This window comes from Pseudomonas sp. 3-2, assembly GCF_019710535.1.
Lineage (GTDB): Bacteria > Pseudomonadota > Gammaproteobacteria > Pseudomonadales > Pseudomonadaceae > Aquipseudomonas > Aquipseudomonas pharyngis.
The window spans coordinates 4,229,155-4,255,074 of the sequence record NZ_CP081200.1 but is presented as its reverse complement, the minus strand read 5'-3'; the positions used below and the strand labels follow the sequence as shown (position 1 = coordinate 4,255,074).

At 61.5% G+C, this 25,920-nt stretch carries 26 protein-coding genes; 7 read left to right on the top strand and 19 right to left on the bottom strand.

The genetic code is table 11. From position 1 onward, the window contains the following. Window positions 1-42: 42 nt before the first annotated feature. The 12 genes from K3819_RS19200 to K3819_RS19145 all read right to left on the bottom strand — a co-directional run bounded on the left by K3819_RS19200 (window position 43) and on the right by K3819_RS19145 (window position 13,091). Window positions 43-483: a hypothetical protein gene (locus tag K3819_RS19200; protein WP_011335081.1), complete on the bottom strand. Its 441-nt coding sequence runs from the start codon at window positions 481-483 to the stop codon at window positions 43-45. Between the two features lie 112 nt (window positions 484-595). After that, the gene (locus K3819_RS19195; protein WP_085612744.1) at window positions 596-1,291 is read right to left on the bottom strand and encodes an anti-sigma factor domain-containing protein; all 696 of its coding nucleotides are present in this window, start codon (window positions 1,289-1,291) and stop codon (window positions 596-598) included. Further along, complete coding sequence (locus tag K3819_RS19190; protein ID WP_178076492.1) at window positions 1,288-1,821, bottom strand: sigma-70 family RNA polymerase sigma factor; 534 nt, start codon at window positions 1,819-1,821, stop codon at window positions 1,288-1,290. Before K3819_RS19190 ends, K3819_RS19195 begins: the two co-directional genes overlap by 4 nt. A gap of 42 nt (window positions 1,822-1,863) precedes the next feature. Continuing rightward, window positions 1,864-2,385 (bottom strand): DUF3455 domain-containing protein, encoded by a 522-nt coding sequence (locus tag K3819_RS19185; RefSeq protein WP_085608292.1) that lies wholly within the window; start codon window positions 2,383-2,385, stop codon window positions 1,864-1,866. 118 nt (window positions 2,386-2,503) lie between these two features. Next, window positions 2,504-4,117 (bottom strand): ABC transporter ATP-binding protein, encoded by a 1,614-nt coding sequence (locus K3819_RS19180; RefSeq protein WP_221397723.1) that lies wholly within the window; start codon window positions 4,115-4,117, stop codon window positions 2,504-2,506. Between the two features lie 14 nt (window positions 4,118-4,131). Then, window positions 4,132-5,154, bottom strand: coding sequence for an ABC transporter permease (locus K3819_RS19175; RefSeq protein WP_221397722.1), 1,023 nt, complete (start codon window positions 5,152-5,154; stop codon window positions 4,132-4,134). After that, window positions 5,154-6,218, bottom strand: a complete 1,065-nt coding sequence (locus tag K3819_RS19170; protein WP_221397721.1) for a microcin C ABC transporter permease YejB — start codon at window positions 6,216-6,218, stop codon at window positions 5,154-5,156. Before K3819_RS19170 ends, K3819_RS19175 begins: the two co-directional genes overlap by 1 nt. Before the next feature lies 1 nt (window position 6,219). Continuing rightward, a complete protein-coding gene (locus K3819_RS19165; RefSeq protein WP_221397720.1) occupies window positions 6,220-8,091 on the bottom strand; it encodes an extracellular solute-binding protein in 1,872 nt (623 codons plus the stop codon). Between the two features lie 110 nt (window positions 8,092-8,201). Continuing rightward, window positions 8,202-10,907 (bottom strand): TonB-dependent receptor, encoded by a 2,706-nt coding sequence (locus K3819_RS19160; protein WP_085612738.1) that lies wholly within the window; start codon window positions 10,905-10,907, stop codon window positions 8,202-8,204. 207 nt (window positions 10,908-11,114) lie between these two features. Continuing rightward, window positions 11,115-11,516: a biopolymer transporter ExbD gene (locus tag K3819_RS19155; protein WP_007959059.1), complete on the bottom strand. Its 402-nt coding sequence runs from the start codon at window positions 11,514-11,516 to the stop codon at window positions 11,115-11,117. After that, window positions 11,516-12,220, bottom strand: coding sequence for a MotA/TolQ/ExbB proton channel family protein (locus K3819_RS19150; protein WP_039770206.1), 705 nt, complete (start codon window positions 12,218-12,220; stop codon window positions 11,516-11,518). The genes K3819_RS19155 and K3819_RS19150 overlap by 1 nt, the downstream gene beginning before the upstream one ends. A gap of 49 nt (window positions 12,221-12,269) precedes the next feature. Further along, window positions 12,270-13,091: a TonB family protein gene (locus tag K3819_RS19145; RefSeq protein ID WP_085612737.1), complete on the bottom strand. Its 822-nt coding sequence runs from the start codon at window positions 13,089-13,091 to the stop codon at window positions 12,270-12,272. A gap of 1,090 nt (window positions 13,092-14,181) precedes the next feature. Here K3819_RS19145 and K3819_RS19140 point away from each other — a divergent pair. Then, on the top strand, window positions 14,182-14,805 hold the full coding sequence (locus tag K3819_RS19140; protein WP_221397719.1) for a glutathione S-transferase N-terminal domain-containing protein: 624 nt from the start codon (window positions 14,182-14,184) through the stop codon (window positions 14,803-14,805). On the opposite strand, the gene K3819_RS19135 is transcribed toward K3819_RS19140, so the two are convergent. Next, on the bottom strand, window positions 14,806-15,246 hold the full coding sequence (locus K3819_RS19135; protein ID WP_011335068.1) for a CBS domain-containing protein: 441 nt from the start codon (window positions 15,244-15,246) through the stop codon (window positions 14,806-14,808). Between the two features lie 189 nt (window positions 15,247-15,435). Between K3819_RS19135 and K3819_RS19130 the strand changes: the two genes are divergently transcribed. After that, complete coding sequence (locus K3819_RS19130) at window positions 15,436-17,796, top strand: DNA polymerase II (protein WP_221397718.1); 2,361 nt, start codon at window positions 15,436-15,438, stop codon at window positions 17,794-17,796. Here K3819_RS19130 and K3819_RS19125 read toward each other — a convergent pair. The 3 genes from K3819_RS19125 to K3819_RS19115 form a co-directional block, all read right to left on the bottom strand. Continuing rightward, on the bottom strand, window positions 17,761-18,231 hold the full coding sequence (locus K3819_RS19125) for a DUF1810 domain-containing protein (protein WP_085612734.1): 471 nt from the start codon (window positions 18,229-18,231) through the stop codon (window positions 17,761-17,763). The genes K3819_RS19130 and K3819_RS19125 overlap by 36 nt on opposite strands. Before the next feature lie 29 nt (window positions 18,232-18,260). Beyond that, the gene (locus K3819_RS19120; protein WP_221397717.1) at window positions 18,261-19,082 is read right to left on the bottom strand and encodes an aldo/keto reductase; all 822 of its coding nucleotides are present in this window, start codon (window positions 19,080-19,082) and stop codon (window positions 18,261-18,263) included. A 90-nt stretch (window positions 19,083-19,172) separates the two neighbouring features. Beyond that, window positions 19,173-20,321 carry an aldose epimerase family protein gene (locus tag K3819_RS19115; protein ID WP_221397716.1) on the bottom strand — a complete coding sequence of 383 codons (1,149 nt, stop codon included), beginning with the start codon at window positions 20,319-20,321 and terminating at the stop codon, window positions 19,173-19,175. Between the two features lie 247 nt (window positions 20,322-20,568). Between K3819_RS19115 and K3819_RS19110 the strand changes: the two genes are divergently transcribed. The 3 genes from K3819_RS19110 (at window position 20,569) to K3819_RS19100 (ending at window position 22,554) form a co-directional block, all read left to right on the top strand. Further along, window positions 20,569-21,318: a hypothetical protein gene (locus K3819_RS19110; RefSeq protein WP_221399719.1), complete on the top strand. Its 750-nt coding sequence runs from the start codon at window positions 20,569-20,571 to the stop codon at window positions 21,316-21,318. A gap of 95 nt (window positions 21,319-21,413) precedes the next feature. Continuing rightward, window positions 21,414-22,199: a sulfite exporter TauE/SafE family protein gene (locus tag K3819_RS19105; RefSeq protein WP_011335062.1), complete on the top strand. Its 786-nt coding sequence runs from the start codon at window positions 21,414-21,416 to the stop codon at window positions 22,197-22,199. 13 nt (window positions 22,200-22,212) lie between these two features. After that, the gene (locus K3819_RS19100; RefSeq protein WP_221397715.1) at window positions 22,213-22,554 is read left to right on the top strand and encodes a hypothetical protein; all 342 of its coding nucleotides are present in this window, start codon (window positions 22,213-22,215) and stop codon (window positions 22,552-22,554) included. Here the strand turns inward: K3819_RS19100 and K3819_RS19095 are convergent. Further along, window positions 22,544-23,008 (bottom strand): GNAT family N-acetyltransferase, encoded by a 465-nt coding sequence (locus tag K3819_RS19095; protein ID WP_085612730.1) that lies wholly within the window; start codon window positions 23,006-23,008, stop codon window positions 22,544-22,546. The genes K3819_RS19100 and K3819_RS19095 overlap by 11 nt on opposite strands. A 210-nt stretch (window positions 23,009-23,218) precedes the next feature. Here K3819_RS19095 and K3819_RS19090 point away from each other — a divergent pair, with 210 nt between their 5' ends. Beyond that, complete coding sequence (locus tag K3819_RS19090; RefSeq protein WP_085612729.1) at window positions 23,219-23,785, top strand: DUF4174 domain-containing protein; 567 nt, start codon at window positions 23,219-23,221, stop codon at window positions 23,783-23,785. A 170-nt stretch (window positions 23,786-23,955) separates the two neighbouring features. On the opposite strand, the gene K3819_RS19085 is transcribed toward K3819_RS19090, so the two are convergent. Both K3819_RS19085 and K3819_RS29510 read right to left on the bottom strand, forming a co-directional pair. Continuing rightward, window positions 23,956-24,768, bottom strand: a complete 813-nt coding sequence (locus K3819_RS19085; protein ID WP_260328942.1) for an AAA family ATPase — start codon at window positions 24,766-24,768, stop codon at window positions 23,956-23,958. Window positions 24,769-24,802: 34 nt separating this feature from the next. Then, window positions 24,803-25,105, bottom strand: a complete 303-nt coding sequence (locus K3819_RS29510) for an AAA family ATPase (protein WP_260328941.1) — start codon at window positions 25,103-25,105, stop codon at window positions 24,803-24,805. A 481-nt stretch (window positions 25,106-25,586) separates the two neighbouring features. On the opposite strand from K3819_RS29510, the gene K3819_RS19080 reads away from it, so the two are divergent. Next, window positions 25,587-25,919 (top strand): hypothetical protein, encoded by a 333-nt coding sequence (locus K3819_RS19080; RefSeq protein WP_371857745.1) that lies wholly within the window; start codon window positions 25,587-25,589, stop codon window positions 25,917-25,919. The last annotated feature ends 1 nt before the right edge of the window (window position 25,920 follow it).

Genomic DNA, 25,920 nt, shown 5'->3' with positions numbered 1-25,920 from the left:
GGAGCCGGGTTTTTTCTGGGTTGTTGCGGTCAAGCCATTCATTCAGGCAACGCGACGTTCAATCAGACGATCCGAACCACCTTCAGCAACGCGACGTTCAATCAGACGATCCGAACCACCTTCGGCAACGCGGCGTTCGATCAGTCGATCCGAACCACCTTCAGCAACACGGCGTTCGATCAGACGATCCGAGCCACCTTCGGCAACGCGACGTTCGATCAGACGATCCGAACCACCTTCAGCGACGCGGCGTTCAATCAGACGATCCGAACCACCTTCAGCAACGCGACGTTCAATCAGACGATCCGAACCACCTTCGGCAACACGGCGTTCGATCAGACGATCCGAGCCACCTTCGGCAACGCGGCGTTCAATCAGACGATCCGAACCGCCTTCGGCGATCATGGTGTGGGCCGGTTTGGCGGCAAATGCGTTGAAGGCCAGAACCGAAAGGGCAATGCTGAGGATGACTTGGCGTTTCATGATTTTTGCTCCGGGGGTGTTGTTTGTTTGGTATGGAGCGGATGTTACGCCCGGGATTTTTTAAGAGAACTTCATTGACGTGATGGTGAACATCGACGCCGATGATGGTTTGTCACAGCACCTTCACCGCGCGGCCAATCGCCTGGATCGGCCCGGTAGGTTTGCCGATCGGCGAACCGTTGGCGCCTTCCAGCGTCAGCTCGAACAACTGGTTGGGTTGCAGCGGCGGCAGCTTGTCCAGCGGGATCGATAGCGCCTGGCCCGGTTTGACCAGCCCCAGCGACACCGGCCCCTGCCAGCCGTCGGCCTTGGTCCAGAACTCCAGCGCCTTGTCAGCCGGCACTTCGACCACGCCCAGCGGAATCAACTGAATCTCCCGTGGATTGCTGGCCTGGATCACCCAGCCCGGCGCCTTGTCCTGCGGGGCGACCAGCACCACCAGAAAGCTCGGTTTCGGCGTGGTCTGGGTCAACAGGATCGAGCCCAGCAACAAGGTCGCGGCCAGCCCCGCAGCGCTCAAGCCGCGCCACAGTGACAGGCGGTTCCACCAGGAAATCTCTGGCGCCCTCTTGTGGGTGAGTTGCCCGACACTGCGCTCGATGCGTTGCCACAGCTGCGAAGAAGGTTGATGCGCCGGGGCGAGGTCGGTCAGTTCCAGCAGACGTCGCTCCCAGGCATCCACGGCCGCTTGCAGCTCGGGCTCGTTGGGCAAGCGTCGTTGCACTTCGGCGCGCGCTTCGGCCGAGAGGGTGCCGAGCACGTATTCGCTGGCCAGTTCATCGCGGTCCTGCGCCGATTCGGTGGTCATCCCATGCACTCCCGCAACGCATTGAGGCTGCGTTTGATCCAGGCTTTGACGGTGCCCAGCGGGGTGTCGAGGCGCTGGGCGATCTGCGCGTGGCTGTAACCGTCGACGTAGGCGTGAAGGATGCAGCGGCGGCGTTGCGGTTCCAGTTGATGCAGGCAGCGATGGATGCGGGTCGATTGCGCCAGCGCCTCGAACCCGTCATCAATCGCCGGAAATTCGTTGCTGTCGTTCAGCGGCGTTTCCTGATGGTGATTGCGCAGCACATTCAGCGCCAGATGCCGGGTCACGCTGAACATCCAGCCCCGGGCCGAACCGCGCGCCGGATCGAAACCCGCCGCGCCGGCCCAGATCTTCAGGAACGCATCGTGAACGATGTCTTCGGCCAGTGCCGTGTCACGCACCAGACGCCGGGCGACACCCAGCAGCCGCGGGCTTTCCTGCACATACAATTCGCGCAGGGCCCCGCGCTCGCCGCGGGCACAGGCGGCGAGGCGGGCTTCGTAGTCAAACGCGGTTTCGGGTAATGGCATGTCCTGCAATCTAGCAAGCATCGGCCAAACGTCCAGTCAGGCTCAGTTCGCCGCCCAGAAAATGTAGTCGGCCTGGTACTTCACCACTTCCTGTTTGCCCTTGTTCGCTGCCGTGCATTCGCTGCCCGGTGCCACGCCGCCCTTGAGCGCGACGCGCTGGATGTAGCTCACGCCGCTCATCGCGCCTTTGCCCTCGGCGGGGTTGGCCTTGACCAGTTGATAGGGCAGGTTGCCCGGGCTCGAGGGGGCTACGGCCAGTTGCGTGCCGGTGACTTTCGAACCGTCCTGCGCCTGCCAGGTGGCGGGCGGGCCGAAGTAGGTGCCGACCTGTTTGCCGCTGCGATCGTTGAGCACCGCTTTCGGGCCGACGAACACCCACTCGGTCTGGCCGGCGGCATTGGCCTTGTCCCGGCATTCGTAGGTGATCTCGCCGACCCCGGTGGTTTCCATCGCGATCTTGTGGCCGTCCGGCACCTTGATCGCGTCGGGATAACTGCTTTGGGCAAAGCTTGTCGAGGCGACGGCGAGCAAACCGGTGAGGCCGATCAGTTGAGTGATGTTCATCAGTGTTTCTCCGAAAAGGGTAAACCGCTGACAGCCGAAAGAGGGCTGTTACAGGGACTACCCCTGACGGAGGCGTTTGGATGCAGTGGCCGGAAAATAAATCTGAAAGCACTGAAGGTCAGATTGCTGTAACCAACTCACCCCCGGTTTTTGCCAAGGCCAGGCCGGAGGCTTTCAGGAGTTCCTGGGTATAGGCATGCTGCGGCGCCGCAAAAATCTGGCGTGAGGCTCCCTGTTCCACCACCTTGCCATCCTTGATCACCATCAAGTCGTGCGCCAGCGCATGCACCACCGCCAGGTCATGGCTGATGAACAGGTACGTCAGCCCATGGCGGATCTGCAATTGCCGCAACAACTCCACCACCTGTTTCTGCACCGTGCGATCCAGTGCCGAGGTCGGTTCGTCGAGCAGAATCAACGCCGGTTCCAGCACCAATGCGCGGGCGATGGAAATGCGCTGGCGCTGGCCGCCGGAGAATTCGTGGGGATAGCGATGGCGGCTCTGCGGGTCGAGGCCGACTTCCTCCAGCACGCGGATCACCGCTGCCTCACGTTCTTCGGGCGTGCCGATGCCGTGGGTCAGCAGGCCTTCGGCGATGATCTGCTGCACCGACATCCGTGGGCTGAGGCTGCCGAACGGGTCCTGGAACACCACCTGAATCTGCCGGCGCAACGGGCGCATCAAGCGCTGATTGAGCAGGCTCAAATGCTTGTTGCCGAAGCGAATATCGCCCTCGGATTCCACCAGCCGCAGAATCGCCTGGCCCAGCGTCGACTTGCCCGAGCCGGACTCGCCGACAATCCCCAGAGTCTTGCCCCGTTGCAGACGGAAACTCACGCCGTCCACAGCCTTGATGTATTGCTGGGTGCGGCCGAACAACGCCTTGGGCAGCGGGAACCAGACTTTCAGATCGTCCACCTCCAGCAGGTTGTGATCGTAGCGACTCGGCACCGGTGCGCCCGACGGTTCCGCCTCGATCAGCAGGCGGCTGTAAGGATGCTGCGGGGCGCGGAACAGCGTTTCGCAATCGGCCTGTTCGACGATTTCCCCATGGCGCATCACGCACACCCGCTGGGCGATGCGCCGCACCAGATTGAGGTCGTGAGTGATCAGCAGCAGCGACATGCCGAGGCGTTGCTGCAGCTCGATCAGCAACTCCAGAATCTTCTGCTGCACGGTCACGTCCAGCGCCGTGGTCGGTTCGTCGGCGATCAGCAATTGCGGCTCGTTGGCCAGCGCCATGGCGATCATCACCCGTTGCCGCTGGCCGCCGGAGAGCTGGTGCGGATAAGCCTTCAAACGCTGCAACGGTTGGCGGATACCCACCAGCTCCAGCAGCTCCAGCGTGCGCTGGCGCGCGGCGCGGCCTTTGAGCCCCTTGTGGATCTCCAGCACTTCGCTGATCTGTTTTTCCACCGTGTGCAGCGGGTTCAGCGAAGTCATCGGCTCCTGGAAAATCATTGCGATGCGGTTGCCGCGCAAGCCGCGCATCTGCTGTTCGCTGGCATGGAGCAAGTCCACGCCGTTGTAGCGGATGCTGCCCGTGCTGCTGACGGTCTTGGCCGGCAGTAAACGCAGGATCGAGTGCGCCGTCACCGACTTGCCCGAGCCGGACTCGCCGACCAGTGCCAGGCATTCGCCACGGCGGATGTCGAGGTTCACGCCGTGCACCACTTCGTGCCCGGTGAAGGCGACGCGCAGGTCGCGGATTTCAATCAGGTTATCGGTCATTTCAGCTCCGGGGATCAGGATCGCGGATCGAACGCGTCACGGCAGGCTTCGCCGATAAACACCAGCAAGGACAGAATCAGCGCCAGGGCAAAAAACGCCGTCAGCCCCAGCCACGGCGCTTGCAGATTGCGCTTGGCCTGGCCGATCAGTTCCCCCAGCGACGCGGTGCCGGCGGGCATGCCGAAGCCGAGAAAATCCAGCGCGGTGAGGGTGGCGATGGCGCCGGTCAGAATGAACGGCAGGTAGGTCAGGGTGGAGGTCATGGCGTTGGGCAGAATGTGCCGGCGCATCAGCTCGCTGTCCGTCAGGCCCAGGGCCCGCGCGGCCTTGACGTATTCCAGGCTGCGCCCGCGCAGGAACTCGGCGCGCACCACGTCCACCAGTGCCAGCCAGGAAAACAGCGCCATGATCCCCAGCAGCCACCAGAAACTCGGCGAGACGAACCCCGACAGAATGATTAGCAGGTACAGCACCGGCAGCCCCGACCAGATCTCCAGCACCCGTTGTCCGAGCAAGTCGACCCAGCCGCCGTAATAACCCTGCAACGCCCCGGCGACGATGCCGATCAGCGCACTGACGGCCGTGAGAATCAGCGCAAACAGGATCGAAATCCGCGTGCCGAAAATCACTCGCGCCAACACGTCCCGGGCCTGATCGTCGGTGCCCAGCCAGTTGCTCGAGGACGGCGGGCTCGGCGCCGGTTCGGTGAGGTCGTAATTGACCGTGTCGTAGCTGAACGGGATCGGCGGGAACAGCATCCAGCCACCCTGATCCTCGATCAGTTTGTGCACGTACTGGCTGGCGTAATCCGGCTGGAACGGCAGTTCGCCGCCGAAATCGGTTTCCAGATAATCGCTGAGGATCGGGAAGTAGAAGGCGTGGTGATAGCGGATCACCAGCGGTTTGTCGTTGGCGATCAGTTCGCCGCCGAGGCAGATCAGGCACAGTCCGATGAACAGCCACAGCGACCAGCGCCCGCGACGGTTGGCCTTGAATTGGGCGATGCGCCGCCGGCCCAGAGGGGAGAGTGTGAACATCAGGCAGTCCTCGCCGAGAAGTCGATGCGCGGGTCGAGCAGGGTGTAGCAGAGGTCGCCGATCAGCTTGATCAACAGGCCGAACAGGGTGAACAGAAACAGCGTGCCGAACACCACCGGGTAGTCCCGAGACACCGCCGCTTCGTAGCTCATGCGCCCGAGGCCGTCGAGGTTGAAGATGGTTTCGATCAGCAGCGAGCCGGCGAAAAACACCTCGATCAATGCTGACGGCACACCGGCCACCACCAGCAGCATCGCGTTGCGAAACACATGGCCGTAGAGCACGCGCCTTTCGGTCAGGCCCTTGGCGCGCGCGGTGATCACGTACTGGCGGCTGATCTCGTTGAGGAAGCTGTTTTTGGTCAGGATCGTCAGCGTGGCAAAACCGCCGATCACCAGCGCCGTCACCGGCAACACCAGGTGCCAGAGGTAATCGCCGACCTTGCCCCATAGGCTCAGGCTGGCGAAGTTGTCCGAGACCAGACCCTGTACCGGAAACCAGTTGACGTAGCTGCCCCCGGCGAACACCACGATCAACAGGATCGCGAACAGAAACGCCGGCATCGCGTAACCGACGATGATCGCCGTGCTGCTCCAGACATCGAACGCGCTGCCGTTTTTGATTGCCTTGCGGATCCCTAGCGGGATCGAGATCAGGTAGGTGATCAAGGTCGCCCACAGGCCGAGGGACAGCGACACCGGCAGCTTCTGCACGATCAGATCGGTGACCTTGGCACCGCGAAAGAAACTGCTGCCCAGGTCCAGTTGCGCGTAATTCTTGAGCATCAACCACAGGCGTTCGTGCATCGGTCGGTCGAAACCGTAGTGGTGCTTGATCTCTTCGATCAGCGCCGGGTCCAGGCCACGGCTGCTGCGCCCGGCACCGCCGATTGCGGTTACTTCGCTGGCGCCGCCCATGCTGTGCCCACCGAAGCCTTGCAGGCGGGCGATGGCCTGTTCCACCGGGCCGCCGGGCGCGGCCTGCACGATGACGAAGTTGACCACCAGAATGCACAGCAGCGTCGGGATGATCAGCAACAGACGTCGACTCAGATAACGCCACATGTCACTGGCCCCCCGCGAGCTGGCGCAGGGCGCTCATCTGCTGGTTGGTCAGCGGCTTGGCCGAAACCTCCCACCAGGTGTCGAGGCCTTCGCTGTAGATCGGCTGCACCGGTGGCATGCCGAAGCGGTTCTGAAACACCGTCGGCGTGCCTTTGGAGTAGTAGTTGGGAATCATGTAGTCACCCCATTGCAGCACCCGGTCGAGGGCGCGGGCGTAACGCACCATGGCGTCGCGGGTATTGGCCTGAACCAGGCCGTCGATCAGCCGGTCCACCGCAGGGTCCGCCAGCACCATCGAATTGGAGCTGCCGACCTGAGTCGCGCTCTGCGAGGCGTACAGGCTGTACAACTCGCGGCCCGGCGAGACGATCGGATCGCCGCTACGCGGGAAACTGGTGACGATCATGTCGTAGTCCCGGGCGTTGAGCCGGTTGATGTACTGCGCTGAATCGATACGCCGCAGATTCAGGGTGATGCCGATCTGCGCCAGGGTGCGTTTGTACGGCAGCAGCATGCGGTCGAAACCGCCCTGGCCGTCGAGGAAGGTGAATTCGAAGGGCTCGCCGGCGGCGTTCACCAGCCGGTTGTTTTTCGGCGTCCATCCGGCCTCGGCCAACAGCTTCAGTGCCTGCAATTGCTTATCGCGGATGTAGCCGCTGCCATCGGTTTTCGGCGCCTGATAGACGCGGCTGAAAACCTCGTCCGGAATCTGTCCGCGCAACGGTTCGAGGATCGCCAGTTCTTCGGCGTCGGGCAGTGCGGTAGCGGCCATTTCACTCTTCGGCCAGTAGCTGTTCTGGCGCACGTAGAAGCCGCGCATCATCTGCTTGTTGGTCCACTCGAAATCCCACAGCAGGCTCAGCGCCTGACGCACGCGGCGATCCTTGAACAGCGGGTTCTGCAGATTGAACACAAACCCCTGGGCGCTGGTCGGTTTGTCCGGGGCGAGAATTGCCTGTTGCAGGCGACCGTCGCGCAGGGCCGGGCTGTCGTAGCCGACCACATAACCGGACGAGGAAAACTCGCGGTTGTAGTCGAACGCGCCGGCCTGCAGCAGTTGCCGGGCGACGTCGGTGTCGCCGTAGAAATTCACGGTCAGGCTGTCGAAGTTGTACATCCCGCGACTGACCGGCAGGTCTTTGCCCCACCACTGCGGGTCACGCTGGAAACTGATGCTACGTCCCGCATCGACCTTGCTCACCCGGTACGGGCCGCTGCCCAGCGGGGGTTCGAAACCGCCGCCGTTGGCGAAGTCGCGGGTTTTCCACCAGTGCTCGGGCACCGGTCGCAGCGACGCCAGATCCAGCGCCAGGGTGCGGTTGAGGTTGTTCTTGAAGGTGAAGCGAATCTGCCGCGGGCCTTCGATCAGCACGTCCTGCACGTCGGCGTATTGCTGGCGATAACTCAGGCTGCCCTTGGTCATCAACAGCTCGAAGGTGTAGCGCACATCCTCGGCGGTGATTGGCGTGCCGTCGGCGAAACGCGCCTCGGGATTCAGGTTGAAGCGCACCCACAGACCGTCGGGATCGCGCTCCATGGTTTGCGCCACCAGACCGTAGACGGTGTAGGGCTCGTCCAGCGAGCGGAACGCCAGCGGCGAATACACCCAGTCGTTGACCTGCACCACGGAAATGCCCTGATCGGCATACGGGGTGATGTAGTTGTACTGACCGATCTCCATCGAAGCGCGGCTGAGCGAGCCACCCTTGGGGGCGTCGGGATTGACGAAATCGAAGTGCCGGAAACCGGCGGCGTATTTCGGTGCTTCGCCGTACACCGTCATCGCGTAGCTGCCGCCGGCCAGCGCAGATGCCGCGTTGCACAGCAGCGCGCTGCCGAGCAGCAGGCCGGCCATGTTGCGCATGAATGTCATGAAGTCGTTCCTCTGAGCCGGAAAAACCCGAAGCGGCGGCAGGCCGCTGCGGGATGCGAATTCGCAAGGGGAAGGGGCCGGCCGGAGTCTTGCGCGGCCCCGACCGGGACTCAGAAGTGGTACGTCATGCGCGCAAACAGCGTGCGGCCCAGCGGATCGGTGTAGCGCGGGTCATAACCGCTCTGGAAGTTGTAGGCCTGGTTGGAGAACGGCGGATCGCGGTCGAACAGGTTCTTCACCCCGGCATCGACGTCCAGCACCTTGTCGAAGGTGTAGCCGGCCGACAGGTCCCACACCGAATACGACGCGACCCGCGCATTGGTCTCGCGATCGTAGTCGTTGTAGCCGGTGGTGAAGCGGTTGGTCAGTGCCGCACGGGCCGCGCCGAAGGTCCAGGAACCGGTCAGGTTGTGTTTCCAGCGGGCGATCACACCGTCACCCCGGAAGTCGCCGACCTTGTCGGTGAACGGGCCCTTGATGGTGCTCTGGAAGTCGTACTCGTCGACATAGGTGCCTTGCAGGCCCAGACCGAACTGACCGTACGGCGTGTTCGGGAAGCGATAGTCCAGCGACACATCGACGCCGTTGGTTTCGACGATGCCCAGGTTGGCGTTGCCGGTGACGATGTAGTTGAGCGTGCCGTCGGCGTTGCGCACGAAACGGTCAGGGTAACTGCCGGCCTGATCGAACACGGTGGATTCCGGAAACGGCTGGATCTGGTTGGAGATGTGAATCCACCAGAAATCCAGGCCCACGGACAGGTTGCTGACCGGCTGATAGACAAAGCCCAGCGTCACGTTGCGCGCTTTCTCCGGGGCCAGGTCTTCGTTGCCGCCGATCTGGTTGAGGAACTGTTGACCGCAATCGCGTCCGCCGTTGCCGCCCGGTTGCACCACGCCGCCGGTACACAGTACCGGGTCGTTGTAGTAGCCCTGGGTGTAGGTGATGCTGCGCGGCGAATACAGCTCATACAGCGACGGCGCGCGGAAGCCTTCGCTGTAGGCGCCGCGTACCACCAGCTCCTTGAGCGGCTGATAACGGAACGAGTATTTCGGGTTGGTGGTGCTGCCGAAGTCGCTGTATTTGTCGTGACGCACGGCGGCGGACAATTCCAGGCTGTCGAGCACCGGTACGTTGATTTCCGCGTAGGCGGCTTTCACGCTGCGGTCGCCTTCGACGCTGCCGGCCGGGTCGATGCCCAGGCTCTGGATGTCGCCGGCAAAGGCTTCGAAGTCCTGGTGGAATTTCTCTTTGCGGTACTCGCCGCCCAGGGCCAGGCCGGACGGACCGGCACCAAACCAGTCACCGATTTCGCGGCTGATCCGCCCGTCGAAACCGGCGACCCGACCGACCGCCGTGGAATAGGCGCCGTGGTACGCGGCCTGATCGATGTACTGCTGACCGGCGCTGCTCTGCGGGCCGAACGGGTTGAGCAGACCGCTGGCCAGACCGTCGATCATCGCCTGATCGCTGACGTAGCCGCTGGTGACGCTGGAGACGATCTTGTTCTGGTTGTACGAGGCGCCGACGTTGTAGTCCCAGCCGCCAACCAGACCGTCGAAGCTCAGCAAAAAGCGCTGGCTGGTGTTCTGGTCTTTCGATTCACGCGGGCCGGCGGCTGTTTCGCGCCAGTTCACGTCCACCGGTTGCGTCGGGTCGAGGGCAAAATCGGTGGGCGCCGGGGTGATGCCGTTGCCGGGGTAGTAGGGCGAGGACGAATCCAGGCTCAGGCCGGTCAATGGCGCTGGGCCAATAGCGGTGGCGTTGTTGTTGCGCGACCAGAAGTATTCGAGGTTGACGTTGTGGTCGTCGGCCAGTTTGCCGGTGGTCTTGCCGAAGAACGACGTCTTCTCGGTCTGCGGCACCAGGTCGATGAATTCTCGGGTGCTGAAGCGGCAGAGGCCGTCGCGGGCCACCAGGTTGGGGCCGTTGCAATTGCTGTTGGCCAGCGGGTTGGTGGCATTGCCGTTCTGGCTGTAGTTGCCGGGGAACGCGGTGCCGGAGGTCTGGTCCAGACCTCGGCCGGGCACGTAGTCACGGGCGAAGGAGCGATCGTTGGCGTCGAGGTTCTGCTGCTTGTTGTAGTTGAACACGCCGAGCACGTTGAAGCGGTCCTGCTCCAGGTCGCCGTAGCCCCAGCTGGCGCTCATGTCCTTGGTCGCACCGCCGCCGCTGTGGGTCGGGGTTTCGCCGCCGAGGGTGAGCTGGCCGTCGGTCATGGATTTCTTGGTGATGAAGTTGATCACGCCGCCGATGGCGTCGGTGCCGTACAGGGCCGAGGCGCCGTCGCGCAGCACTTCCACGCGCTCGATCGCGGCAAACGGGATCATGTTCAGATCCACCGCGCCGCCGGCCGAGTTGGTGCCCGACAGGGCGTTGTTGGCCAGTCGGCGACCGTTGAGCAGCACCAGCGTCTTGTTCGCGCCGATGCCGCGCATGTCGGCGAACGAGGCGCCGCCGGTGGCCGCGCCGACCGAGCCTGCGCTGTTGTTGATCGACTGGCTGCCGGTGATGCGCTGCACCAGTTCGGCGGTGGTGGTCACGCCCTGTTTGCGCAGTTCATCGGCCTTGAGCACGGTGATCGGCACCGCCGTTTCCGCGTCGACCCGACGGATCGCCGAACCGGTCACTTCGACCCGTTGCAGTTGCGTGGTCGGCGCGACCACCGCCGCGGCGGCCGGGACGCTGTTGTCGTCCTCGGCGGCCTGAACCCCGGCGCCCATCCCCATGGCCACCAGGTACAACGGAACGAAACGGTGGCGGGAAATCGTCGCCACCAAGGGTTTGAGCGTGAAGCGTGGAGTGTTCATCAGCATGGTTGTTTCCGACTTTGTTAGACGTTTATCGAAATGGCCTTGTGAGCCCTCTTTGCACGGAGCACGGTGGTGCCGCGCCGCGAAAACCACTTTCTTCAAGCAAGCCGATCCCCTCCGAAGACGCGCTGCGTTTTTCGGTCGGCCGATTGCGACGGGATTCAACGAACGGTGCCGGGCGCGTCCCTCACTGCGCGCCCGGCACCGCCGTCAGCGGGTGGTCATCACCGATATCTTGGTGATGCCCGAGCGCTCGATGGACGCCATGGCTTTGGCGACCTGGCCGTAATTCACGGCGGAGTCGGCCTGCAGCTGCACGCGTACTTCGGCATCCTTGGCCTTGACCTCCTTGAGGCTGGCCTCCAGTGATTCCGGCGCCAGCTCGGTCTTGGCCAGGAAGAACTTGCCGTCCTGATCGACGCTGACCACCACCGGATCCTTCTTTTCGGCGGGGGCGACGGCGTCGGTCTTCGGCAGGTTGACCTTGATCGCGTTGGTCATCAGCGGCGCGGTGACGATGAACACCACCAGCAGCACGAGCATCACGTCCACCAGCGGCGTGACGTTCATTTCGCTGAGCACTTCATCGCTGTCTTGAGTGGAAAAGGACATCAGCTGGCCTCCCGCACGGCGGCCGTGGTTTTGGCGATGGCCTGGCGGCTGATGGAGAAAGCGCTGCGCGAGGCGAGGGCGTCGAAGTCGTGGGCGAAGTCATCCATGTCCGCCGAGGCCAGCTTCAGGCGCCGCAGGAAGAAGTTGTAGATCAGCACTGCCGGCACCGCGACGGCAATCCCCACACCGGTGGCGATCAGCGCGTGGCCGATCGGCCCTGCCACGGTTTCCAGGCTGGCCGAACCGCTGGCGCCGATGCTTTGCAGGGCTTCCATGATTCCCCACACGGTGCCGAACAGACCAATGAACGGCGCGGTGCTGCCGATACTGGCGAGGATCGCCTGGCCGTTTTCCAGCGAGCGACGTTCCTTCTGGATCTGCTGGCGCAGGTTGCGTTCCAGGCGGTCGGCACGGTTGATGGTGTGCGCCAGTTGTTGGGTGGTGCGAGGGGATTCTTCCACCAGCAAGGCTTCGAAACCGCTGCTGGCGATCCGCGCCAGGGAGCCCGGATACTGGCTGGCGTGTTCGGCGGCGGTGAGCAGGTCCGGCGCGCCCCAGAAGGCTTTGCTGAACTGCTTGTTCTGGGTTTTCTGGCGCAGGTATTGCGCCGACTTGACCAGCAGGATCGCCCAACTGACCACGGAAAACAGCACCAGCCCCCAGAGCACGCCGGGGACAATCATCGAAGACAGGGAATCGTTCATGGCTACACCTCGCTTGCGTTAATCGGTTGTGAGTTCGGTTGTTGTGCCGTCATTGCGGCAATTTGAAATCGATGGTCTGGGTGGCGAAGCCGTCGATCGGTGTGTCGCCGCGTTTGGCCGGGATGAACTTCCAGGCCTTCACCGCCGCGACCGCCGCGTCATCCAGTTGCGGCTTGCCGCTGGACTTGGTCACCGTCACCGAGCCGGCGCGACCGTTGGCCAGCACCTGAATCCGCAGCACCACGCTGCCTTCCCAGTTGCGTCGCAGGGCCAGCGACGGGTATTCCGGCGGCGGGTTGCCGAGGCTGGCGAGGCCGGAAATTGCCGCCGACTCTTTCACCGGGCCCGGCGCCGCAGCAGGCGCCGGTGGCGCGCTCGGGGTGGCCGGAGCAGCAGGCGCTGCCGGTTGCGCAGGGGTGGGCGGCGCTTTCGGCGGCTCGGCCTTTTTCACCGGTTTGGGTTTCTCGACCGGTTTCGGTTTTTCGATCGGTTTGGGTTTCTCCACCGGTTTGGGCGGCGGCTTGACCGCGTCCTCGTCTTCCACCGGTTGTTCCGGTTCGGGAGGGGGCGGCGGTGGGGGCGGCGGCGGCTCCGGTGTCGGCGGGGCCGGCGGTGTCGGGCTGGTCAGCTCGACGGTCATTTCCGGAATTTCCGGTGGCGTGGGCAGCGGTTCGGCCCGCGCCTGCTGGAAAAACCACCAGGCGCCGCCGTGTATCAACGCCGACACCGCCACCAGCAACAGCATCTGCTGTTTGTTCAGGCCGCCGGGCTGCGAAGTGTTGGCCTTAAACACGGGCCGGCCCGCAACCGACGGGAGCGGCGCTTCCCGCAAGGGCCCCGGCGGACTTCTGTGCTTTACCGCATCGTTCATTAAAGCTCCCTCGGCTGGATGAAGGGCAATAAGGTGCCGTTCGAACAACACCGCGTTGTTCGAGTGAGTGGTCGCAACTTTCATACAGGTGTGCAGAAGCCGATAGTTGAACTATCTATTGAACAGGGCTTGTGCAGCTTATTGCTTCAGTAACGTCGACTTCGATGGTTCATTGATCCGGTCCGTGGCTGTTCTTTTATAAGTGAGTGTGCAATTGAGTGGCGAACATCATTCTTGCCCTCATGGTTGATGCAATAGCAACCGCTGTGCCAAAGAGTGACCAAATGTGTATCGGTTATTTCATGGGTTATACGTATGTCGCATTTATATAAGTTTCATTAAACAGGCCGGTTTTCCTGGGCGCATGTCGTCCCGATGGCCCTGTTTGCAGGGCTTTTTTCAGGGCGAGACAGCTCTGGCGCGGTATCGCGCTGTTCAGCGAGATAGAGCGGCTGTTCTCGTGTCGGCCAGGGCGCGTGATGGTGCGTGGCGGACTGATTTGGTGCGGGTCAGGGTTTTAGCGGGTCACAGGCGATGTTCCTTGTTCTTGTTTAAGTAAAGTCGGTCGTTCTGCATGAACGATGTAATGACTGGAAGTGCAGTTTTGGTGCGCTTCGAGCATCAACTCCAAACAGCAAAAGTTGTACGGGTGTGCTGTCTGAAAGTTATTGTCGAACAATCTGTTCTGGCATTCATTAATGCAGCGCGCACGCAATGACTGCTTGCGTGCTATTTAAAAAATAAATAGTGAAGGTGTTCAGGTAATAAAAGGAATGCACGGACTGTTCGGCGGGCGAACGCGGCGCAGGTAAACGGGCATGGAGAGAAGAGGGTGGCGCAGCAGATGAAGATTCACGCGGTGAACTCCTTGTTGCCAGCTCGGATACGCGAACTTTTGGTTCGGTATCGCACCTTACAAGAACGCGGATAGCGTTCGCTGATTGCTCTTGGTGCGGGATGGGCACCGCCAGCGCTGTTTTGCGAGATCAGGGATTCGCAAGCTGCCGATGAATGCGCAATCCGTGCCAAATTCGATACAACGGCTATAAATAGGGCCAGGCGGGATGCCTTTCGCAGTGGAGGAGGGGATATGTATCAGCTCTACGGACACCGCAACTCAGGAGCAGCGGCCATCGAGGCGGCGCTCGAGCTGTGCCAGGTGGCTTACCGCTTCATCGATATCGAGGCCAGTGCGGAAGCGGCGCAGGAGCTGGCGCGGCTCAATCCGCTCAAACAGATCCCGACCCTGCAACTGCCGGACGGCAGTGTCATCACCGAAAGTGCGGCGATTTTGATTCATCTGGGGCAAAGCTTTGCGCAATCCGGCCTGCTGCCGGCCAACGGCGCTGACCGCGATCAGGCGATTCGGGGCCTGGTGTACATCGTCAGCAATTGTTATGCGGCCATCGGGATCATTGATTACCCGGAACGCTGGCTGGTGATGCCGGACGAGGTCTCGCGACAGAATCTGATGGCGGGTGCGCGGGAACGACTGCACTGGAGCTGGGAGGTGTTTGCCGATCAGTTCTCGGCCGAGCTGTACCTGGACGATGAAACACCGGGGGCGCTGGATGTGCTGGCGGCCGTGGTCACGCGCTGGGCCGGTGCCCGCGAACACCTGCGCCAGGCCCGACCCGGTTTCCATGCGTGGCTGCAGCGCATCGACCGGCACCCGGTGCTGGCGCCGGTCTTTGCGCGGCATTGGCCCGGCTGATCACTCCCCGCGAATGTACTGCTCCAGCTGTTTGATCAGTTCGGCCTGTTCGGCAATCGCTTCCTTGACCAGGTCGCCGATCGACAGCAGGCCGATCAGCTTGCCGTTCTCCACCACCGGCAAGTGACGCAGGCGTTTGTCGGACATGATGCCAAGGCAAGTGTCGACGGTCTGATGGGTGTCCACCGTGATCACGTTCGCCACCATGATGTCGCGCACCGGCGTGCCCACCGAGGAGCGACCGTGCAGCACCAGTTTGCGTGCGTAATCGCGCTCGCTGATGATGCCCACCACGTTGTCGTCTTCCACCACGAGCAAGGCGCCGACGTTCTTCTCGGCCATTTTCATCAGCGCTTCGAGCACCATGTGATCGGGTTTGATCTGGTGCACTTCCTGATTTTTCGGATCTTTGAGCTTGAGCAGCTGGGCGACGGTTTTCATGGCGGTTACTCAGGTGTTGTCGTTGTTCTCCAAGCATCGTAGACGCAGGCGCGCAGGGCAAGGCCGCAAAACGGCAGATAACACGCAAAAAACGTCATTTGACCGGGTTTTTCATGGCGAGGCCTTTGTCACGGGTGGCGGCAATGCCGCGTAGAATGCCCGTCTGAATCAATTCCTGAGGTTGCAGTGGTGGATTTACAGCAGGGCTTCGTCCTGACCCGGCATTGGCGCGACACCCCGGCCGGCACCGAAGTCGAGTTCTGGCTGGCGACCGACGCCGGGCCGCGCCGTGTGCGCCTGCCGCATCAGCCGTCGGTGGCGTTCATCCCGGCGGCGCAGCGCGAGCAGGCCGAGCGGGTGCTGGCGGACGAAAAGAACGTCGAACTGCGCCCCTTGGCCCTGCAGGATTTCGAGCATCGCCCGGTGCTTGGGCTGTATTGCCAGCAGCACGGTCAGTTGATGCGCCTCGAAACCGCGCTCAACCGGCACAGTGTCGATGTCTTCGAAGCCGACGTGCGACCGCCCGAGCGCTACCTGATGGAGCGTTTCATCACCGCGCCCGTCTGGTTCAGCGGCACGCCCGATGCCGACGGCGTGTTGCTCGACGCCCACCTCAAACCTTCACCTGACTATCGCCCGCAACTGCGGCTGGTCTCGCTGGACATCGAAACCACCGAGCAGGGCGAGTTGTACTCCATCGCCCTGGAAGGTTGCGGCGAGCGCCAGGTATACATGCTCGGCGCACCGAATGGCGATGCCAGCATCGTCGATTTCGATCTCGAGTACTGCGAGTCGCGCACCCTGATCCTGAAGAAGCTCAACGACTGGTTCGCCTGCCACGACCCAGACGCGATCATCGGCTGGAATCTCGTGCAGTTCGACCTGCGTATCCTCCACGAACACGCCCGGCGCCTCGGCGTGCCGCTCAAACTCGGGCGCGGCGGCGAGGAAATGCAGTGGCGCGAGCACGGTAGCCGCAATCATTACTTCGCGGCAGCGGCGGGGCGGTTGATCATCGATGGCATCGAATCCCTGCGTTCGGCGACCTGGAGCTTTCCCTCGTTCAGTCTGGAAAACGTCGCCCAGACCCTGCTTGGCGAAGGCAAGTCCATCGACAATCCGTACCAGCGCATGGACGAGATCAACCGCATGTTCGCCGAGGACAAACCGGCGCTGGCCAAGTACAACCTCAAGGACTGCGAACTGGTCACGCGGATCTTCGCCAAGACCGAGTTGCTGAAGTTTTTGCTCGAGCGCGCCAGCGTCACCGGCCTGCCGGCGGATCGCAGCGGCGGCTCGGTGGCGGCATTCACCCATTTGTACATGCCGCTGATGCACCGCCAGGGTTTTGTGGCGCCGAACCTCGGCACCAATCCACCGCAGGCCAGCCCCGGCGGGTTTGTCATGGACTCGCAACCGGGGCTGTACGAATCGGTGCTGGTGCTCGACTACAAGAGCCTTTACCCGTCGATCATTCGTACCTTTCTGATTGATCCGGTGGGGTTGATCGAAGGCTTGCAGCATCCTGACGACAGCGACTCGGTGCCAGGTTTTCGCGGCGCTCGTTTCTCTCGCACCCGGCATTGCCTGCCGTCCATCGTCGCCCGGGTCGCCGAGGGCCGCGAGACCGCCAAGCGTGAGCAAAACGCGCCGTTGTCCCAGGCGCTGAAGATCATCATGAACGCCTTTTACGGTGTGCTCGGTTCCAGCGGCTGCCGGTTTTTCGATACGCGACTGGCGTCATCGATCACCCTGCGCGGCCACGAGATCATGCTGCGCACCCGGCAGTTGATCGAAGCCCAGGGCCACGCGGTGATTTATGGCGATACAGACTCGACGTTCGTCTGGCTGCGTCGCCCCCACGGTCAGGAAGAGGCGGCAACCATCGGCCGGGCGCTGGTGCAACACGTCAACGACTGGTGGCGCGAGCATGTGCGCGAGCAGTACGGGCTGGAAAGCGCCCTCGAATTGCAGTTCGAAACCCACTACAAGCGCTTTCTGATGCCGACCATTCGCGGTGCCGAGGAAGGCAGCAAAAAGCGCTACGCCGGCCTGGTGACCCGCGCCGACGGCAGCGAGGAAATGGTCTACAAAGGCCTGGAAACCGTGCGCACCGACTGGTCGCTGCTGGCCCGGCAATTCCAGCAGGAGCTGTACGAGCGGATCTTCCAGCGCAAGCCGTATCAGGATTACGTGCGCGATTACGTGCGCAAGACCCTGGCCGGCGAGTTCGACGAGCGACTGGTCTACCGCAAGCGCCTGCGCCGCACCCTCGACGATTACGAACGCAACGTGCCGCCCCATGTGCGCGCCGCGCGGCTGGCCGATGATTACAACGCGCAACACGGTCGCCCGCGCCAGTACCAGAACGGTGGCTGGATCAGCTACGTCATCACCCTGGCCGGCCCAGAGCCGCTGGAAGTGCGCCGCGCGGCCATCGACTACGACCACTACATCACTCGCCAGCTGCAACCGGTGGCGGATGCGATCCTGCCGTTTGTCGACGACGATTTCTCAACCCTGATCGGGGGGCAACTGGGCCTGTTTTGAGTCCAGCAGTTGCAGGGTCCACTCGTCCTGAATGCCGTGGAAGAAACGCTCCAGCGCCTGATGCCAGAGGCTGTCGTCGTCAGCGAACTGGGCGAACAGGGTCATCGATGAGTGGAATTTCAGGTCGTCTGGATGGCCGAAGATTTCGGCAATTGAACGCTGCTGTGCGTTCAGCACCAGCTGCGTGCAGGTTCGCAGCCGGGCGCCGAGCAACGGGTGGTCGAGGTAGGCGCGGGTTTCCGGCGCCGAGTTGATCGCGAACCGCCGCGACATCTCGCTGCCGCCGAGCCCGGCCAACTGCGGGAACACGAACCACATCCAGTGGCTGCGTTTGCGGCCCTCGCGGAGCTCGCGCTGGACCCGTTCGAACACCGGGTCCTGGGCAAGCACGAAGCGTTGCAGGTTGAATGGATCGTCCTGATCAGTGCTTCTCATGGCGAAGCCCTCTGTCAGTCGGCGGTGGCTCAGACCATGGCCAGCCGCTGCTTGCGTTTTGGCGCCTGAAACACCTGGTCCAGCGCCGCCAGATCCCCGCCATCGAGTTGCAGCTGCGCCGCTTGTGCATTGAGCTGCACGTGTTCCGGGCGCACGGCCTTGGGAATTGCAATCAGCCCATCCTGACGCAGAATCCACGCCAGCGAAACCTGTGCCGGGGTCACGCCGTGACGAGCGGCAATCTGTTTCAACACCGGCTCGGCGAGCATCGCGCCGCCCTGGCCGATCGGGCAGTACGCCATCAGCGGCATGCGCTGTTGTTGGCACCACGGCAGCAGGTCGAATTCGATGCCGCGCTCTTCCAGGTTGTACAGCACCTGATTGGTCGCGCAGGCCGAACTCGACAGTTCCTCAAGATCATCGACGTCGAAATTCGACACGCCCCAGCGGCCGATCTTGCCGTCCTCGCGCAGACGCTCGAAAGCCTCGACGGTTTCTTCCAGCGAATACTGGCCGCGCCAATGCAGCAGATAGAGGTCGATGTAATCGGTGTCGAGCCGGCGCAGACTGCGCTCGCAGGCCTGGGGAATGCCCTTGCGACTGGCGTTGTGCGGGTAGACCTTGCTCACCAGGAACACTTGATCGCGCAGGCCGGCAATGGCTTCGCCGACCACGCTTTCGGCACCGCCCTCGGCGTACATTTCGGCGGTGTCGATCAGGGTCATGCCCAGCTCGATGCCGCTGCGCAGGGCCGCGACTTCACGCGTGTGCGCCGAGCGGTCTTCGCCCATGCGCCAGGTGCCCTGGCCAATCACCGGCACCTGCACGCCAGCCAATTCGAGGGTACGCATTCAAACCTCCTTTCTGAAACGGTCGATACCTTGAGTGGGCAGCAGAATAGCCCACGGGTTCCGTCCGGTTCCAGAAAGGAGGTCAGGTGCTTACTTGGCGGAGAACTTCAACACCACGCTCTGGGTGTAGGTCTGGCCGGGATCGAGCCGGGTGCTCGGGAAGTTCGGCTGATTCGGCGAATCCGGGTAGTGCTGAGTCTCCAGGGTGAACGCGCCCCAGTGCGGATAGACCTTGCCACCCTTGCCCTTGACCGTGCCGTCGAGGAAGTTGCTGGTGTAGAACTGCACGCCCGGTTCGTTGGTGAACAGCTGCAAGTGGCGACCGGATTGCGGGTCGCTGACTTCGGCGGCGAGTTTGCTGACGTCTCCCTTGGTGTCCAGCGCCCAGTTGAAATCGAAACCGCCGTGTTTTTCTTCGGCGAATTTCAACTGCGGATGGTCGGCCTTGATGTGCTGGCCGATGGCGGTCGGTTTGGTGAAGTCCATCGGCGTGCCGGCCACGGGCGCCAATTCGCCGGTCGGAATCAGCTTGGCGGTGACCGGGGTGTAATGGCTGGCGTGCAGGGTGGCGACTTGCTTGAGGATATCGCCATTGCCGGCGCCGGCAAGGTTGAAGTAGCTGTGGTTGGTCAGGTTGAGCACAGTGGGTTTGTCGGTGCTGGCCTTGTAGTCGATGCGCAGTTCGTTGCTGTCGGTGAGGCGGTAGGTCACCTCGGTGGTGAGGTTGCCGGGGAAACCCATTTCACCATCCGCCGACAGATAGGTCAGGGTCACGCCGACCGAATCCTTGTCCTTGGTTTCCTTCGCCTTCCAGACCTTTTTGTCGAAGCCCTGAGTGCCGCCGTGCAAGGCGTTGGTCTTGTCGTTCTGCGGCACCTGGTAGCGTTTGCCGTCGAGCTCGAACGCACCGTCGGCCAGGCGATTGCCGAAGCGGCCGATGGTTGCGCCGAAGTACGCGGTGCCTTTCTGATAACCCTGCACATCATCGAAACCGAGGACGATGTCGTCGAGCTTGCCGTGCTTGTCCGGCACTTGCAGTGCCTGCAAGGTCGCGCCGTAGGTGATGACCGTGGCTTGCATGCCGTGGCTGTTGCGCAGGATGTATTGCTCGACGGGCGTGCCGTCATTGGTTTTGCCGAAGGCTTTGTGTTCGCTGGACAGGCCGGCGGCCTGGGCGGAGAGGGTGGCGATCATCAGGGACAGTCCGAGGCCGCAGAGTGAGTGTCGGGATTGAAGCATGGGTTGACCTTCCTTTTTGTTGTTGTTTTGAAAATCTTTAAATAGTCATGCTAATTAATGGATGAATGGGAATTTATAGCGGATTAAACGATTAATGCAAAAATAAAGTCGGACTAAATTGATTGAGCCAAGGGCGCCGAAGGTCGGGAATCCACGCCGGCACTGCACTTTTGCGAATTCCCCGGCTCTATCCATGGCCAGGGTGCGGTGACTTCCGCCGCACAGGAACGTGTCCGTCAAAGAATTCATGCCGAGAGTTTTGCACCCCATCGCTGCATTCATTCATCGCCCGTGCCTGCTGCTGGCCTGCCTGTCGACCCTGTTGTTCGGCGGTTGCAGCCATCAGGACGGCAACAATTTCATCACCCAGATGCGCGAGGGCAGGCCTCAGGAATTTCTCCAGACCAGCGTCGACCGCATGGCAACTCTGGCGATGCGTGACAACCTCGACAGCCTCTACCGCTTGATGGGCAAGTTGTATTTGCGTAACCCGGAGGAACTGCGCAAATCCGGTTTTCTCGACATTCGCACGGCGGTCAAACAGGTGCGGCTGGCCATCGAACAGCAGCAACCTTTGCCGACCCTCGGCGGCAGAAAGGATCTGGCAGCGCTGAGCTATGCCATGAGCCCCGAATTTCTCGGCGACCGGGTCGGCGCGTTCATCTATGCGATCGGCAGCATGCTGGTCACCGCTCACGGCAACCGCACCGAGTTCTACATGACCGATGCGATCAACCCGACCTTCGTCAACAACGCCGCGCGCAACATCGAGAAAGCCACGTGGATCCTCGCTCAGCGGCAGAACAAGGATGGCCAGCCGCTGCTGTTTTCCAACGAGATTTCCGAGGAGGGCAGCAACCTGAGCTTCGCCACGGAGTTCGGCAAAGTCGTGGCGCGTCTGGATCTGCTGACCCAGATGCTCGACGAGCGCTACCGGCGCATCGGTTTGAATTACGCCCAGAGCCTGTTGTTTTTGAATTTTTTGCCTGTGCAGTGAAATGGCATAACGATAGATCCGATCGATATAGGGCGTTATAAGAAAACTGGTTATGCTGCGGGCCGGATTTTCCTGTGGTTTGTCTGGACGTCTTAATGGAATTGGCAAATTTCGGCCTGGTGATTGCCGGGCTGGTGGTGGGGTTCATCGTCGGCATGACCGGTGTCGGCGGCGGTTCGTTGATGACGCCGATCCTGCTGTGGTTCGGCATCAATCCGGCCACGGCGGTGGGCACGGATCTGCTGTACGCGGCCATCACCAAATCCAGTGGCGTGCTGGTGCACAGGAAGAACAAGAACATCGACTGGGCCATCACCGGCTGGCTGACCCTGGGCAGTGTTCCGGCGGTGGCGATGACCTTGTGGTTCCTCAGCACCCTGCACACCGCGCCGGATGCGATGAACGCCATCATCAAGCAAGCGCTGGGCTTCGTGCTGTTCGCCACGGCGCTGGCGATTCTGTTCAAGAAGCGCCTGCTGGAATTCGCCCACAAACGCGCCGGCGGCAACTATAACCCCAGCGGCGCGCGCCTGAATGTCATGACCGTGATCACCGGTCTGATCCTCGGCACCATGGTCGCCCTGACCTCCATCGGCGCCGGCGCCCTTGGCACCGTCGCACTGTTCATCCTCTATCCGCTGCTGCCGACCCGCCGCCTGGTCGGCACCGAAATCGCCCACGCCGTCCCGCTGACCTTGGTCGCCGGCCTCGGCCACGCGAGCATGGGCAACATGGACTGGGGCGTGCTGGGCTTTCTGCTGGTCGGCTCGCTGCCGGGCATCTGGCTCGGCAGCCACCTGACCGGCCGCGTCTCCGATGAACTGCTACGCCCGTGCCTGGCGACGATGCTGGTATTGATCGGTTACAAGCTGGCGTTCTGATCGGCAGGCAGCCATGAGCGAAATCACATTCCATTGCAATGGCCGTCTCGCCATCACGGTCGAGCCCCGGGAAATACGCATGAGCCACTGGCTCTACGCGCCTCTAGTGGTTGATCAGCAGCGCCAACAGACGCTGCTGGACTTGAGCGACAGCCAGTGGGATCTGATTTCCACTACCAATGAAACCGCTGGCGGTATTGATCTACTGCTGCGCAAATATCCGGGTGACAAACCAGCGGTGACATTGAGCGTCAGCCTTGATGACGGAATGCTTTGGCTTGGCGGCCGATGCGTCGAACTCTCCGGGCTGGAAGCGGCGCTGGAATTGGCGCTGAGCCAAGCGATCACTGGCTGATAGAGCGCTTCATCACCGTCACCGGCAATCCGTCATATTCCATTTCCTCCAGCACCTCCCAACCCAGGCGCGCATATAGCGACTGCGCGGCATCGGTGTAAAGGTACAACTGTGGCACCCCCAGTGCGGCGGCTTCCTCGACGATGCGGTTGACCAGTTGCGAAGCGATCCCGCGGCCACGCTGTTCTGCCTTCACGTAGACCCCGGCCAGCCACGGCGTCAGTTGCGGACGGGTGTCCATGTCGCTGTCGATCAGCAGCGCACCGCCGAGCAGTTTTCCATCTTCGATCGCCACCACCACGCTGGGGATCGCGCCTTTGCCGCAGGCGGCGCGCATGCGTTCGGTGCGGCTGGCGAGGGTGTCTTCGGGGCTGTACTGGCCCCATTCCTTGAAGTTGAGTTCGGCCAGTTCCTCGATCAGTTGCGGGTGATGGCAGAGGTAGTCGATGTGCATGCGCGTTGAACTCCATTTCACAGGTTGAACAGCCACCCTAATGCGGTCATAAAAGGTAATCAAATGCGCGAAATGATCGCGCCCAACCGGTTGCGCAAAATCGGTGCTGACCTAAGCTTTGGGCAAGGCGAAACACTTTTGCCGGGCACCCCCCGGAACAATCGCCGCGATGCGCAATCATTAGAGCGTGGATATCAAAAGGAGATGCGCATGCTCATCAGGTCACTGACCCTGACACTCTTGCTGGCGATTGCCGGCCCCCTGTTCGCCGCCGACGGCGATTCCCCTCTGGACGTCGACAAGGGCATTAACCGCCCATTGATCGTGATCGCTTCCAGCACAGTCGATTCTTATTGGGTCAGCCTGAAAAAAGCGCTGGACGACCCGGCCAACAAACAAGGCATCGCCGACCGCAAGATCAAGGTTTACACCATCCTGAGCATGAGCGGTCAGGTCGATGGCAAAAGCCTCGAGCAGCAGCAAACCATGGCGCTGCTGCGCTCGCTGAAGCTGGGCGCCGGGGCGTATCCGAAAGTCTTCCTGGTGGGCAAGGATGGAGAGACCAAACTGACGGCTTCTGGAGAGGAAGCGGCGGCGGTCGATCTGAAGAAGATCTTCGACACCATTGATGCGTTGCCTGCCGCTGAAAAAGAAGCCACTTCCACCGTGGTCACGGCCCCGGCTGCTGCAGAACCGGCGCCGGCCAAGGGTGCGAAAGGGATAAAACCGGCGAAACCGACCAAACCGGCCAAGCCGCCGGAAATGCCGGATGATTGATTGAGGCAGGCTCTGAATAAAAATGGCGAACGTTATCAAGCGGTCGCCATTTTTTTGCCCACGGTGTTTTGATCTGAAGATGACCGCAGGCGGTCATGGAGGACAATCCAACACTGTTCTGCGATGCCGGTTCCTGTGGTTTTGATCCACATCTGATTGGCATCGAGTTTTTAAAGGTTGTTGCGCTCGTAAAGCTCGTCGTCATTCAGCACATAAACCAGTGCATCTTTTGCTTCGCTAACGACCAGGGGAGATTGGGTTGTCAGCACGAATTGGCAGTTTGGAAATGTTTTGCTCAATTGCTGGATAAGGTTGAGCTGCCATTCCGGATGCAGATGAAGGTCCACTTCATCGATGAGGACGACGCCTTCGCCGTGGAGCGGGTTGTCCAGTGACGGGTTCATCATGGCCAGTCGGCGGGCTATGTCGCCGACCAGCGCCAGCATCGACTTTTCGCCTTGCGACAATTGGGCGACATTGAAAGTGACGCCGTCCTTGTCGACCGCCATGTGCAGGCGAGGTTGTCGCTGTACTCGCAGGTTGGTGAAGCCCGGCATGAAGGCCGCGATGGCGCAGCGGACGGCCGTCAGTTGGGCGTCACGGGACGAAGCTTTTAGCTCGGATAACGTCTTCCAGGCTTCGCTCTCAGCACCAAGCTTTTGAGCTATTTCGTTCAATGCGGAATCGGAAATGCCGGACTCGTTTTCGCTGTCTTCACGCTCTCGAAACCATTCAAAGAAGCGGCGAAAGTCGGTGCTGTGTTTCAGTGAGTCGTCGTAGCCCGCCAGTTGATCGAAGGTTTGTCCGCTTTTGATTTTCAGCGGGATTTCGATAGCCGATCGCTCCACCGGATAGTAGGCGATCAGGGGGAGTGAGGCGTTGTCATCGGCTGTCAGCAGGACGCGATAGTGATCGGCGAGCAGATTTACGTCTTCCAGGGAGCTGCTCAGAGCCGTTTTCCCTTCCTGCTTGCTGTGTGACATACCCCATACGAATACATCGTCTTCTTCATCGGGATCAGAGTCGGGACTGACATCGCGGATGTGCAGGTTCTGCTACCGCGATCGAGACGATGGCAGCCGGGGTCTCTTTGCGAATGTCTTCCTCTGCGATATGGCTGCCATTGCCTTTTTGGGTGCGAATTCTTGCTATCAGCCAGCTCAGGCAGGTGGTGAGCGCTTTCAGCAGGGTGGTTTTACCGGCGCCGTTGATTCCCACGAAAACTGTGACGTTGGAATGGGATCCGGAGAGAGGAGCCAAATGAACGGTGATGTCATTGAACCGACCTACATTCGTGAGTTTGAGGCTGTCGATCTTCATTCATTCCCCTCTGTGTTTCAGTCGGTCAGGTGTTTGGCGAACGTCATTTCATCCGCGATAACCCGGCAATGCGGTGCAGTTTAGATGCATCTCTTTGAGCCGGTCACCTTTGAAAATCATTGCTGAATGTGCCCGGAAATTTACGCGGCAACACCCTTCAAACCCATCGGAAGTTTCCTTCAAAACGCGGCGGCGTTGGTGAACTGGTGGCTTGAGTCGTACGCCGATAACCTCATCGGGCCGCTGCAAAATCAGCGGTCGGATGTGGAAGTCCGGGGATAACAGGGAAGCGTATGTGCGCCTGTGACCACATGTTGGTATTTTTTATGCCACCATCGTTGTTTATGGCAGCTATGCGCAGGAGCACTCTCAAGTGCACCGGGTTTCTCTGGCCCCGGACTTCCACACCTGCGCAAAGCTGCCACCCTCTCGTGGAAGGGAGCTCGGCAGTTTTCTCCCTTAACGTCAGAGGTCTTCACACATGAAAAAAGCAGATCCGAGCAGGCCAGAAACTCCCACGAATTCAGATTCCCGCGAACAAATCGCTAATTCCAAACCCCGTTACATCCCCATCACCGGCATCGACTGCCAGATTCCCTGTCTCCTGATCGACCGAGAAGCCCCGTTAGACGTACTCCACGGCACCGCCGCCTACCGCTTGCGCAGCGTGACGCAGTTGCTGGAAACACTTTCATTGAGCGACGGCATCGGCCACGACGCCTTGCTGCTGCAGGACTTCGCCCGGGTGCTGGCAATCCCGCTGCGCGACAGTTGCGATCTGATGGATGTACTGGGCTGGAAGCTACAGGCGTAGT